Below are 12,633 nucleotides of genomic sequence, written 5' to 3'. Positions count from 1 at the left end.
CGTTCCTCGTTCGCCTTCATGCCCGGCGGGCAAAGCCCGACCGGGCGCTCCCTCGTCTCTCCATGCGGCGCACGCGCCGTGCCTCCGGCGGTATGCGGTGTTCAGCTCCAGCCAACGTCTTTCCCGTAGGTAATTACGGTGCGGTTGCCGCTTTCCTGAAACGTATGCACTACGTCCAATGCCCGCACGGTGGCATCCAAGCTGCGCCGGGCGTCGCGAATATGCACCAGACGGCTGTGCGTTAATCCCGGCAGCGGCACAGACACCAGAACCCCTGTTCCGCCATCGGCCTGCGGCGGCGTATGTGCCAGCAGATTTTCCGCCGTAGCCACGCTGTACACATCGCCGGGTTCGTTCCCGTCGCTCCAGGTCAGTCCGGACGCGCCCAGCCAAAGAGCATGGCGGCTCATGTCATGACCGAAGCTGCGCTCCAGCGTATAGGCCAGCTGGCGTACAGCCCGCGCCACGGATACCCCGGAAAAGACCTGGTACGGCAACACGTCGCCCGGCACGTCCACTGCGCCCACGGCAAGCCCGGTGCGAGCCAGCAGCCGCCGGGCCACGACGTCAGCTGGCTCCCGGTAAAAAGATTCCGTCACGTCCGTGGTGGTCAGCACCTTTTCACGCCCAACGGCATGCACCGTCACGGCATCGGCGCTGCTGCTGTCGGCGCGGGGCTGGTCGATGCCTTCAACGGTCCCCTCCCATTCCTGCCAGAAGCCAGTCTCGCCCCGGTATCCCCAGCGCACGGCAACCGCCTGCCCCGTGGCCAGCACAGCGCGGGCTTCCCCCTCCGGGTCCGGCACGGTAATGGTTGCCCGGCTGACAACGGCCCGCCGCCGGAAGACCAGCTCAAGAAACGGACTGCGCAACACTTCCAGCGGCCCCACATTGCAGCGGACGTTCAGGCCCTCGATCATGACAGGTCCCCGCCGATGACTTCTTCAGGCTCTTCCGCCCTGGCTGCGGCTGCAGCTTTTTCCTCCGCTTTTTTGGCCAGCTCGCCGGGTGTGGGGGTCTTGGCCTGCGCCTGTTCCTGGCGCACGATGGGCGGATTATGCTCCACAAAAGATAACGACGCGCGTATCTCGTCGGTCTGGGTCGTCTCCGCCGAATCCAGACGCGAGAACACCACACGACGCACACCTCGCGCGAGAAGGTGCCGGTTGGTCACGGTAAAAATGGAGGGGTTGGCTTTCCCATCCGTTTTCTTGAACCATCCGTTTAAGGATTCCAGCTTGTCGTAACAGGTCCCGGACCCGTCCGTCGTCAGGTAAAGGGTCAGGCTGATGTCCGCGTCTTCCCAGCCCTGCGGCGTCTTTTTCTTGCCGCTGGCCTTGTCCACGCTCTGCTCGTCGAATCGCACCTTGCCGCTTACCCGCAGGTCGGACAGAATGCCGGGCAGCTCCTCGCCGTCGATACGCACGACGCCGTCTTCAAATGTCAGAAGTTTTACACTCATGCCATATTTTCTCCCATTTCCGTGGCCGCCGCCTGCAGGTCAGCGAAGAAGTCCTGCGCGTCCTTGACGTTGGGGAGGGTGATGTTGGCGATATGCAGGGTCCAGGATTGCGGAGCGGCGGCACGGTCTCCGGCGGCCCTCGCCCGACGTTCCTGTTCCTCGGCCAGATCGGCGGGCATACCGGGGGCGTCGGGGACAACAGGCTGCTCGCCGGTGGCGGGCACGGGCACATCCGTGGTCTTCCACAGCCCGTCCCACCAGCTGCTTATGCTCTCTTTCAGGCTGCCCAGCTTGCCGGACAGGGTGGCGTACAGACCGGGGAAGCCCGCGTTCATGCCCTCGCCCAGCGTGGACATGAGACGCGCTCCGGACAACGTCAGCGTGGACAGGGGGCCTTCCTTGGCGTCAGAGAACGGCAGCAGATTGCGCAGGCTGGCCAAGGCATCGGAAAACGTCTGCTTGAGGCTTTCCACCTTGGACAGGATGCCTTCCTTGAAGGTGTCCAGAAGGCGTGCCCCTGACTCGAAAAGGTCGATACCAGCCAGCCATTCCGTGGCCTGCGCCCACGCATTGCGCAGCCAGTCCCCAATGCGGAAAAGGTCTGCAAAAGCCATGAGCGACGCGCAAAAATTGTCCCAGACGCTTTGCGCCATTTCTGCGGCGGTGGCCCAGTCGCCGGTCAATACGGCACCAAGCCAGCGGAATGCCGCGATCAGGCTTTCGATGCCACGTACCAGATTGGCAATGACCGTCGCCAGCCCTTCCAGTATCCAGCTCAAAAAGCCGCCCAAGACCTCTCCCAGACCTCGCGCTTCGGACGCGGCGCTCGTGACCTCAAAGCCGAAAGCCTCCTCCACTCTCTTCCCAACGAAGTCGAACAGTTCACCTATCTTGAGAATGGCCGGTATCAGGACCGCCACCGCACCGTCAAAATTCAGGCCCTCCCAGATACCCGCAAAAAATTCTTTGATGCGGTACACGGCACGGCCAACGGTCACAACCAGCCGCTCCAGACCGGCGGCCCGGATGTCCCTGGCCAGTTCTCCCCGGATCTCGAACGTGCTTCCCTTGAGGCTCTCGAAGATGGCCGTCACGCCCCGAACCACGAGGGAAATGTTCCGCCCCCAGCGGTTCAGGGTCGTGGCGATCCCGCCAAAATTTTTCTTGTAAGCCACATACAGCAGGCCCACGGCGGCAATCAGCGCCCACACGGGCCAGCCCAGCGCCAGCAGGGCCATCCTGATACCGGTCAGGGTCGTGGAGACCACGGGGGCGGCTTTCGATACCGCCCACATCCCGGCGCTGAAAGCCGTCACGGCCAGCACAGCGGCGGCCAGTCCTCCGGCCAGGGTCAGGATGACCTGGCCGACGCGGGTTTCCGCCACCCAGCGCAGGGCGTCGGCCATCGCTCCCAGGGCCTTGGCCCCGGCGGTGATGGCGGGCAAAAAGGCATTGCCCACGGCAATGGCCAGATTTGTCAGCTTGTTGGACAGGAGCTGCAGCGCGTTTTCCGTGGTTTTGCTGCGTGTGTCGAACTCCGCCTGCATGGAACCGGCATAGTTCGCCTTGTTGCCCACAAGCTCGAACGCCTGGGACAGGTTCCCCATGTTCTTCAGCAACGGAGCAATGGCCCCCAGGGATTCCTGGCCGAACATCTCGGTCAGGAGGGACATTTGCAGTTCCTTGGGCTTGTCCGCCAATGCCTGCAGGACCTTGAAAATGGTTCCCTGGGCATCCCGCTGCATGTCTTTGGCCATCTGGGTGGCCGAAAAACCCAGGGACCGGAACGCGGCGGCCTGGTTCTTGCTCATGGCCGTGCCCTTGACCAGGGTCGTCGTGAAACTCTTGAGCGCCGTTGCCGCCACTTCCGGGCTTGCTCCGGCGGAAAGGAACGCCGCGCCCAGCGCCGCCACCTGCGTTTCCGCCAGTCCACAGCTCATGGCCGCCGCGCCCACGCGCTGGATGACCTCACCCAGCGCGGGAGCCGTGGCATTCATGTTGTTTGAAAGATGGTTCACGGCATCGGCCAGGGCATAGGTCTGCGGCAGGCTCAGGGCCATACCGGCCCGCCAGTCGGCCATCATCTTGCCCGCCTGGTCTCCGGTCAGGTCGAAGGCGACGCCCATCTTGGCGGCCTGCTCGGCAAACTCGGTCAGGTCTTCCTTGGCCACGCCGGATTGCCCGGCGGCTGCGATGATGGCCGCGATGCCGTCCGCCGCCATCGGGATGCGCCCGGCCATGTCCATGACCGTTTTGTTCATTTCCCGGAACTCGGCGGCGGTGTCGAAGTTTACCACCTTGGCCACATCGGCCATCGCGCTTTCAAATGTCATGGCCTTGCTGGCCGCCATACCGAAAGCCCCGACCAGGAGTCCGGCGGCCACCGCCGCCGGACCCATAGCCAATGCAAGGTTGCCCAGGCGTTCCCCCAGACCTGCGGTAGCGGCGTTGGCCACGTTCATGGATCGCGTAATGCGGCCCAAGGGACCGGAGATCATGTCCACCAGGGACAGGGTGGCGAATACGGAGAAAACTTCCATGCTCAAACCTTGCGGGTTCCCAGGATGCTGCGGGACAGGGCCTCAAAAAAGCGTCGTTCCATCCAGACGGCCTGACGCACCTGACACGCCCACTCATCCAGGTCTTCCGACGGCTGAAGGTGGAGCCAGTGCAGGATAAGGGCATCGCCCTGGGCGTAGCCGTCCGGGGCCTCTAGTTTCCCAGATCGGCGGCAATGCCCACGGCGCGGATCAGGGCGGTGGAGAAGGTGGTGGCAATGCCGGGATACTCTTCCAGAGCCTCGGTAAGCCGCTCCTTGTCATCGGGATGGATAGTGGCCAGCAGCAGGTTGCGGGCCGCCTGGGTGGGATTTTTCCCGGCCACGTCCTGCAGGCGCTTGATTTCCATTTTCGTGGGTTTGGCAAAGCGAAGGGACAGCTCGACTTCCTTGTCTTCCCATTTGTCGGTGAAGGTCAGATCAAACGGGGCATATTTGCGGGTGGGTTGGGTGTCGCTCATGGTATGCGCTCCTTTGTGTGGTTTTCTGGGGGAAATTCCCTTCCGCATACCGTAGGCCCAAAACAAAGAGCGCGCCCGTACTGGACGCGCTCCATGCGAACAAAAAGCCGCTTCCCTACAGGGTATAGCCGCTCCAGTCCTTTTTGGCGGGCACACCGTTGTACAGGATGGGGGACAGGATGGTGAACTCGCAGGTCATGGGGCTGGCGTTATCATCCCCCTGCGCGGCGCCCCCGCCGCTGAACTTGGTGATCTTGCAGTTTTTCAGGGTATCCGTGACCGTGCCCATATCGTTGTTGGCATAGGAGACCACGATGGTGAACGGCGCATGGTCATAAATGCCCCCGCCGTCAACGGTCAGCTCTTTCTTGAGCTTTTCCCATTCATCCCTGTCCAGGACCATGCTGCCGCTGGCCTCGTAGTTTCCCCGGCCATAGGACCTGGGGATGCTGCCCCTTCCATAGCGGGCCGTAACTTCCTGCCCGTCCTCGTATTTGATCTCGGTAATCCCCGCCGCTTCTCCGTGCGGCAGGGTCACCGTGATGTCTTCCCAATCGTAGGCTCGTCCATTGACAGACATACTGCCTCCCGTTACGCCGCCACGCTGTAGCGTTCGATGCGCGGGTCGAAGTTGGAACCCGCATAGGTGTAGCGGTTGTACAGCTTGATTTCCCGGATGATCGGGATGCCGACAAGCGTGATTTCCACCGCCACGCCGTTGTTCACAATATCCTGCCCGGAGGGGATTTCCACCACATAGGAGGCCAGCTCTCCGGCCGTGGTCATGGCATCCAGGGCATTTTCCAGATTGGCCTTCAGATAGGCGAGACCACTTTCACTATCCGGACGCAGGGGGTCTCCGGCCTCGTCGTACATGCTTTTGAGGGCAGCGATGCGCGTCAGGCGCACGGCCTTGAAGACGGTACGCAGCACTTCCTCATAGCGAAAGTCGGAGGTATCCTCGGCCAGGGTGCGCGAATCGCCCCAGTAGGCTCCCTCCAGCCCCGCGTATTTTTTGGCCGTCTGGAATCCGTTGCTTTCCAGGGTCGGCTGGACAGCCTCCCAGCCGTCCGGAAGGGTAAGCTGCGATATGGGGCCGTCCTTAACGCGGCCTGTGGCCCGCTGTACGGGTATGGCCATCACACGTCCGGACTGCAGGCCACCGGCATTGCGCAGGCGGGATGCTCCCGCCGTATCCACGATCTCGCCATACTGGCAGCAGACGGTCACGAACCGGCCCGCCACCCCCTGCCGCTCCGCCAGCAGGGCCGCCACATAGGCGTTCAGGTCTTCCCCGTCAAACGGCAGGCGGGCCTCCAGCTTGAAATAGGTGGGGCGCTGCTGGTTCCACAGCTCGTCGGCCTTGGCTTGGGCGGCCATCCAGTCCACCGAGTCAGAAGGGCCGACGATATGCACGAACTCCACATCATAGAGGGCCAGCGGGCTTTCCAGGGCTTCCAGCACATCCACGATGGACGGGGCGGGGGGCAGCAGCCGGCAGGTATAGGTGGTCCCCGCCACGAACTCCCCTTCGGGGAAGGTCAGTTTGACACCGTAATCGGCCAGCTCGTGGAGGCCGTCCACGGGGATGGTGCGGATGGCCGCGAACGTATCCCCACCGTCCACAGAGAGCTGGAACGTCCCCTCGTTCCTGGCACCGCTTTTCACGATACGCACCACCAGCTCCGCCCCGTCCAGAACCCCGGAATCCAGTTCCGACACCTCCGGCAGCGGACTGGATTCATCCCCCACCCGGACCACAGGGCCAACGGGACAGCGCACAGCGAAGGTGTAGGTCGCGCCCTCGTCCAGGCTCGCGTCATCGGGGAAAATCAGGGTAGCTCCCGTGGGTTCCTCCCCGGAGCTGATGGGGTTCTGCGTGGCGGAGGGGACGGGTTCCGCAAATGTTTTGCCGCCGTCCGTGCTGATTTCCAGCGTGGCGGTGCCAATGGTGCCCGCCGTGACCACCCTGACCACCACATCGGCATTGAGCGCCGGATAACCGGAGAGGGTGGCCCCGGCCTTGCCACCGTTCACGGACAGGCCGGAGATATAGCCCCCAGGCTGCCCCTGTACGGGGACGGCCACAACGTATGGGGCCTGCCCCCCCGTGGTCAGCATGTCACGCACGCGGTCCACAAGCGGCCCCGTGCCCAGCATGGCGGCAAGGTCCGTGCGTTTGCCGATCAGATAGGCCTTGCCCACAATGCCCCTGGAGCAAACACCGGCCACCAGGGCTTTGCCGTCAACCCCACCGGTAACGATCCCGGACGTGCCGTCGATCAAATATTGCAATACGTCGCCCATAGCAACATGACTCCTTCTCTAGCGGTTTGCTGTCGCCATCCGTAAGCGGGCAACGCCCGCTAACGGCTGCCGCGCCTACCTCGCACGACCGCCGCCGAGACGGCGGGCCTTGAGCTTGTCAAGCGCGCTCTTGTAGGCCGCGTCAGTCACCCGTTTACCGGCTTCCCAGCCCATCATGCGGCACAAGGCGGCCTCCATCCAGGACGGGACGCGGTGGCGGTCAGCCAGCACGGCCAAGTCCACCAGGTTTTCCCCGTCGGCGGGTTCCCGCGAGGCCGTGACTGCCGCTTTCTGGGGCGCTGCCGCCACATTTTCTTGCGGAACAGGGGCCGCTTCCCGTACTTCCGACGCTTTCGCCTCGCCATGCGCTCCCTCCTGGCCGCTGTTTTCCATACCCGACGCCGTCTGATTCTCGTCGACCGGCGTAGCGGGGGGGGCCTGTTCGTCGTTCTGCTTTTTCGTCGCCATAATAGATGACTCCTATCCGAGTTTCGGTTTGATGGTGAACGTCGGGATCAAGACTTCCGCCTCCTTACCAGTTATTCTCCAGGTAAAGGAAATCACAAAAAGGCGATTCACCCGCGTAAATACCTCGATGACCTGATGCCCGACACGCTTGTCCGGAGAGCGTCCAAACGTCGCCTGTTGTGCCCGAACCCTGACCCAGTTTCCCCGGCTGTCATTGCCGCCACGCGGCAGGGCCGCCGCAAAGGCAAGGCTGAACGCTTCCAGCCAGGGGCGGTCATCGGCCAGGACATTGGCATTGACCGTTTGCACCACCTCGTACAGCTCGCGGGTGCGCTCCTGTTGCAATGCCGTGCGGCGCACACCCAGCACACGGCCCGTGCGCGTGTATTTTTCCGGCAGAAACTGCAGCTCGATGCGCGGGCGCTGAAGGGTCAGGTTGTCTTTCTTGACCATGTCGATGACCCGGCCTTCCGGCAGCCCGGCATCCAGCGCGGCCTGCGTTATGACCCCCGTGGCAAATGTCTGCATGCCGACCCCTATACCTTGAAGATCCCGGCCAGAAAGTCAGCCATAGCGGCCCGCACGTCATCCAGGTCACTCTCGGAAACCCCAAGATACGGACGGGCCGGGATAGTCACCTTGTCGACGGCCCTGGTCGTGCCGTCGTGCCCCTTGAACACCAGCTTCTTGGCTTTCTTGGGTACGATGACCCCACCAAGCTGGTGGATACGGGCATACGGCAGGTTGCTGCCCACCATGACCTTGTCGGGGGTCGCCGCGTAATCGATGGAATCCCGCAGTCTGGCGGTATCCGTAAGCGTCTGCCCGCCGGAAGCAGCGGCACGTCCGGATTGAGGCCATTTTTGCCCGTCCGGGGCTTCCTCGTCGCGGAATCGCTGCCGTGTGCCGGATACCAGCCCCTCGCCGATAGACTCCATAAGCGCCTGGGTATGGGCCAGAGAATGGGTGGCCTTTCCCAGCGCCTTGTCCAGACCTTTCCAGTTCAGTGCCGCTCCGCTTTTTGCCGCCATAGCGCCTCCCTACAGGCCCCGCAGGTCAAAAAAGCGAACGGGGGCGATTACGGCTACGCTGGCCTCTTCCCTGTCGGGATTGGCCTCTTCCAGCGGCAGCTTTTGCTTGCCGGAAGCGATGTCTTCCAGGAGGTCCGTGCAATATTTCCACTGTTTTTGGAGGGGCAGCCATTCATTGTCGCTGCTGGCTTCCGTATCCACCAGGGACGTGATGGCCTCCACCACACGGTAGGCGCTGATGACGGCGGCGATGTATCGCACCAGCTCCGGCACATACGGCCAGGGCTGCGGATACCGGTACGAAAGCGCGTCCCCGATCTCTCCGGACACGGCTTCGATGGTCCTGTCCACGAGGCCGGGGTTCTGCTGCTCGCATGCCTCCACATAGGCGGCGTGCAACAGGTCCACGATATGGCTACGACGGCACAGCAGCATGGAGACCCCTTTTTTTCGCGTTTTGGACTAGTTTTAGACTAGTCTGATTTATTTTCTCCGGGCACTGCCCGCCCCAAGAGGAAAAAGCCCTCCCAGGACGGGCAGGCGTCCCGCCCTTAATCCACGACCACGGCCTTGCAGGACGCACGCGACGGGCGCGCCGGAAGGGGTTTGGCCTGGCCGATAAGCATGATGCCGCTGTCGTCCTGACGGGCCACCGGCACGATATGCAACGGCGTGGCCGCATTGTTGGCCGAAATGGAGTCAATGGCGCAGTACCAGACCTTGCCCGGCTGGTTTGTGGCCACGGCCAGCAGTACCTTGGGGTTGAGCTTGGGCAGCCATTCCGTTTCGTCTTGCGGGTTGGGATAGGTCTCGTCCATGAAACGGATGGTGTAGCCACCCACCACAACACGCCCCTGCTCCAGGGACACACGGTAGGGCTTGGTTTCGACCGTGGACACATACTGTTCCACAATGCCCAGCAGGACGGCCACCACGTCGGACCCGGCCCAAAATTCCACGTTGCCGCCCAGGCCCCCCTTTTTCACCTCCAGCTCCATGTCGCGAAGGAGCTTGTAGACGTCGGGCAGCCTGGAGCCCACCGTCAGCTTCGCGGCGGGTTCATAGGTAAGCAGCTGGCCATAATCGACCTCGTAGGTCTCCTGGTGCCCGCCCTCCAGTTCCACGGGCCAGGTCAGCTTGCCTGTGGAGGCGACCACCGCGCACATGGCTTCCGTGGTATCGCGTACCGTGCGGCGTATCTGGTCGATCTTGCGGGTACGCCATGCCGTCACGGCGGCCTGATCGCCGAAGATGACCCGCAGGTCGTTCAGCTCCGACGCGGTCACCGGGATTTTTACCTTGACCGGCAGAGGGGCGATAAATTCCATGCTGGCCGTTTCGCCCTTGAGGGCAACAGGCGTACCGTCACGGCGAACAACGGGCACGGTCTGCACCACGGATACCAGCTCGGAGACGCCGATCAGAGGCAGCGGATGCGTGGGCCTGTCTTTGAACAGGGTATCCATGATGGTGGTTTCCAGCGGCGTGAGCAGTTTCATGGACGCGGCGATAGCCTGCGGTGTGAACAGCCCTTTGAGTTGCGCAAGCATAGTGATTCCTTGTTGTTAGACGGTTAGACGGCAAAGACGCCGTGGCGCGCCAGGGCAGCGATCTGCCCGCCCGTGGGGGGTACGCCGTCGCCGGTCTTCAGCACCCGCGTTTTGACCGTTCCGTGGACAACGGCAGCCACGCTTTTTTCTCCGCTCTCCCCGGTGGGATCGCACGGCAGGTCTACGACGGCGCACGGCTCGGCAGCGTCCACGGCCAGGGCCGGTTCATAGGTCACATCCGCCACGGCCAGAGTAACGGTCACGGTATCACCGCTGGCCGGTTCACCGGTCAGGGACACGCCGTATTCCGTGATGGTGGCCGGGCTGCCGTCCAGCTTCCACGCGCTGTCGTAGGTGAACACATAGGCACCGGGCACGTTGTTCACCTTGGCGGCCAGGGTCTCCAGCGTCACGCTGGCGGCGGTGACGCCGGTATTCTCCGCGCCGACCACGGCGGTCGCGCCGTAAACGTCGACAGCCTTCAGCAGCAGGCCGACGTCCAGCTTTTCGGACACAGAGGCGGCAAGGGGCAGGTAATGGATGACAGTGGGGTGGTCATCCGTGGCGGCACGTTCGCCACCAAACGTGTATTTGCCGAGCAAGCCCTCGTTCATGGCTCCTCCTACATTTTGCTGACCATGTCGTCGGGGGTCCATTCGGGCTGGTCATTACCCGCATGGGCCGGAGGCGTCGAAAACTCCGCAAAACGCTGGTCCCTGGGCCGTGCTTCCAGCTCCCGCAGGTAGCGTTCTTCCAGGCTGATGGTCTCGCTCTTGCCGTCGGGGGCGGCAAAGTCCACACTGCCCCCCTGGCTGGCCAGGGCCGCAGCGAAGGTCAACACCTTTTCCTTGTCGGCGGGCTTCACCTTGCCGTCCTTTACCAGATCGGACACGCGGGCTTCCCGGCGTTCCCCCTCCACCTGTTCACGGTATGCGGCAAAGTCGGCGCTGGCCTTTTCGGCCTTTTTTTCAGCTTCGGTTTTGGAGGTCTCGGCCTGTTCCTTTTCTTGCTGGCTGGTCTCGGCCTTTTTTTTGAGCGAGGCATTTTCAGTTTTCAGGGCCTCGATCTGGGCCTGCAGCTGGCCTACCTGCCGCTGCAATTCTTCCATTGTCATGGTGTCTCCTTGGGGTGTGGCCGCGAAGTCCACGGTTATGACGTCGTCGCCGTCGGAAAATTCCACCGCCCGCAGGCCGTCGATGGCGGGCTGCGCCGCGCCCAGCAGGGCCACATGACGCAACGTCACACGGTCCGGCATGAGGCTCATGCTCACATGCCGGTAATGGCCGGCACCCACGAGAGCGCGTACCTGTTCCGGCACCTGGGCAAATTGCGCCAGCAGCCTGCCGCCCTCACGTTTCAGGCGTTGCGCCCAGCCGAACGCCGGGGCCGCATCTGTCTGCGGGTGGCCGAATACCAGCGGGGCATCCCGCTTTTGCGGATCGTAGGCGCTGGCGATGGCGTCCAGGTCCTTTTCCGTAAACGTCTGCTGCCGCCCGGCGCTGTCCGTGAAGGTGCCCGTGCGGGCTATCTCGATCCATTTGTCCATAAAAAAAGCCCCTGTTTCTCCGTCACTATGACAGGGAAACAGGGGCTTCGCCCGGAAAGGGCGCGTACTATGCGAGGATTTTAGAGGCTTGCCTTTCGGAACATATCCCAGCGGGGCATCTTGATGGCGATACGCCGGACTTCCTCCCGGTTTGCGAGCTGGTCAAGCCATTCCTGCGGGATGGCGTCTACACCATAGGCCAGCCCGGCCAGCGCGCCCGTCACCGCTCCCGTGGTATCGGTATCGTCACCCAGGTTGACCGCCTTCAGCACGGCGTCCTTGTAGTTGTCCGTGGTCATAAAGCACCAGAACGCAGCTTCCAGCGTGTCGATGACAAAGCCGCTGCTTCGTATTTCCCCTTCCGGCAAGGTACTGATGTCGTCTCCAAGTATCCGGTCGAACTTGGCCAGCGTTGCCTTGCTGATGAAAGGCACGCCGCGCGCGAAGTCGTCTCGCAGTTCCGCATAGGCGGCCCTCTTCTTGCGACCCATGCGCAGCTTGTTCAGCATTTCAACGTAGATGTAGCAGGCCGCCACGGACCATTCGTGGGCGTGTGTGATGGACGACACATCCCGGACGATACGGAAGCGTTCCTCCGCGTTTCTGATGCCGAACATATAAAAGGCCAGCGGCGCAATCCGCATGAGGGAACCGTTGCCGTTGTCCTTTTCCCCCGTTCCCCCGGCCTTCTCCGGGGCCACGCCTTTTTTCAGGCGCTTGATGGCCGCCGCCGTCGCGTTGCCCACGTCAAACACCTTGCCGTGCGGCGTGTAGGCGGCCTTGTCGTACCATTCCGTGAATCCCCATGCGATACACTCAAGGTCGGGCCTGTCTCCGTCTGCAAGCAGATTATCCGCCAGGGCCAGGGTCAGGGACGTGTCATCGGACCATGTGCCGGGTGGCTGGTTGTGCGTGCCGTAGCCCTGCATGCCGGTCACATGGAAGGTGCCGCGCTTTTTGAACTCCACCGGCACGCCGAGGGCGTCGCCGACGGCCAGGCCAAGAATCAGGGCCTGGGGCCTATCATCTACCTTTTCGTAAAACTCGCATTCCGCACCATCCCAAAGAACATCGTTGGGCTTGCGCTCCGGGTCTTCATACATCTCGCAGGTGTCCGTACTTGCCCGATCCAACTGTGTCCCGTCACCGGCAACAGTTGCCCTGAACTTGCAGGTTGCGCAGGCCACGGCATTGGGGTGCTGCACCGTCCATATTTCCTCTTCCCATCTGGGGCGCTTGTTGCCCATAGCC

Annotated in this window: 14 protein-coding genes; all 14 read right to left on the bottom strand. The window is 62.8% G+C overall.

All coding sequences use genetic code 11. The features are described from left to right. Window positions 1-101 precede the first annotated feature (101 nt). The 14 genes from DESPIGER_RS02345 to DESPIGER_RS02280 all read right to left on the bottom strand — a co-directional run bounded on the left by DESPIGER_RS02345 (window position 102) and on the right by DESPIGER_RS02280 (window position 12,629). Entirely contained in the window at window positions 102-920 is an 819-nt protein-coding gene (locus DESPIGER_RS02345) for a hypothetical protein (protein WP_072332566.1), read from the bottom strand. Then, entirely contained in the window at window positions 917-1,462 is a 546-nt protein-coding gene (locus DESPIGER_RS02340; protein ID WP_072332563.1) for a hypothetical protein, read from the bottom strand. Before DESPIGER_RS02340 ends, DESPIGER_RS02345 begins: the two co-directional genes overlap by 4 nt. Then, a complete protein-coding gene (locus DESPIGER_RS02335) occupies window positions 1,459-4,002 on the bottom strand; it encodes a phage tail tape measure protein (RefSeq protein WP_072332560.1) in 2,544 nt (847 codons plus the stop codon). The genes DESPIGER_RS02340 and DESPIGER_RS02335 overlap by 4 nt, the downstream gene beginning before the upstream one ends. 172 nt (window positions 4,003-4,174) lie before the next feature. After that, window positions 4,175-4,480 (bottom strand): hypothetical protein, encoded by a 306-nt coding sequence (locus DESPIGER_RS02330; protein WP_072332557.1) that lies wholly within the window; start codon window positions 4,478-4,480, stop codon window positions 4,175-4,177. A gap of 115 nt (window positions 4,481-4,595) precedes the next feature. Next, window positions 4,596-5,060, bottom strand: a complete 465-nt coding sequence (locus DESPIGER_RS02325) for a hypothetical protein (RefSeq protein WP_072332553.1) — start codon at window positions 5,058-5,060, stop codon at window positions 4,596-4,598. A gap of 11 nt (window positions 5,061-5,071) precedes the next feature. After that, window positions 5,072-6,787 (bottom strand): DUF2586 domain-containing protein, encoded by a 1,716-nt coding sequence (locus DESPIGER_RS02320; RefSeq protein ID WP_072332550.1) that lies wholly within the window; start codon window positions 6,785-6,787, stop codon window positions 5,072-5,074. Window positions 6,788-6,862: 75 nt separating this feature from the next. After that, window positions 6,863-7,255 (bottom strand): hypothetical protein, encoded by a 393-nt coding sequence (locus DESPIGER_RS02315; protein ID WP_072332547.1) that lies wholly within the window; start codon window positions 7,253-7,255, stop codon window positions 6,863-6,865. Window positions 7,256-7,267: 12 nt separating this feature from the next. Beyond that, window positions 7,268-7,783: a translation initiation factor 2 gene (locus tag DESPIGER_RS02310; protein WP_072332544.1), complete on the bottom strand. Its 516-nt coding sequence runs from the start codon at window positions 7,781-7,783 to the stop codon at window positions 7,268-7,270. 8 nt (window positions 7,784-7,791) lie between these two features. Beyond that, window positions 7,792-8,286, bottom strand: coding sequence for a phage virion morphogenesis protein (locus DESPIGER_RS02305; RefSeq protein WP_072332541.1), 495 nt, complete (start codon window positions 8,284-8,286; stop codon window positions 7,792-7,794). A gap of 9 nt (window positions 8,287-8,295) precedes the next feature. After that, window positions 8,296-8,721, bottom strand: coding sequence for a phage protein Gp36 family protein (locus tag DESPIGER_RS02300; protein ID WP_072332538.1), 426 nt, complete (start codon window positions 8,719-8,721; stop codon window positions 8,296-8,298). 116 nt (window positions 8,722-8,837) lie between these two features. Next, window positions 8,838-9,836, bottom strand: coding sequence for a major capsid protein (locus tag DESPIGER_RS02295; RefSeq protein WP_072332535.1), 999 nt, complete (start codon window positions 9,834-9,836; stop codon window positions 8,838-8,840). 23 nt (window positions 9,837-9,859) lie between these two features. After that, entirely contained in the window at window positions 9,860-10,450 is a 591-nt protein-coding gene (locus tag DESPIGER_RS02290) for a hypothetical protein (protein WP_072332532.1), read from the bottom strand. Window positions 10,451-10,458: 8 nt separating this feature from the next. Further along, window positions 10,459-11,382, bottom strand: a complete 924-nt coding sequence (locus tag DESPIGER_RS02285) for a phage protease (RefSeq protein WP_072332529.1) — start codon at window positions 11,380-11,382, stop codon at window positions 10,459-10,461. 80 nt (window positions 11,383-11,462) lie between these two features. After that, complete coding sequence (locus tag DESPIGER_RS02280; protein ID WP_197678016.1) at window positions 11,463-12,629, bottom strand: ADP-ribosylglycohydrolase family protein; 1,167 nt, start codon at window positions 12,627-12,629, stop codon at window positions 11,463-11,465. Window positions 12,630-12,633 lie beyond the last annotated feature (4 nt).

It is taken from the genome of Desulfovibrio piger, from assembly GCF_900116045.1.
Taxonomy (GTDB): Bacteria; Desulfobacterota; Desulfovibrionia; order Desulfovibrionales; family Desulfovibrionaceae; genus Desulfovibrio; species Desulfovibrio piger_A.
Note: the sequence above shows the minus strand (reverse complement) of the source record. Positions and strands in the feature narration are given on the sequence as shown.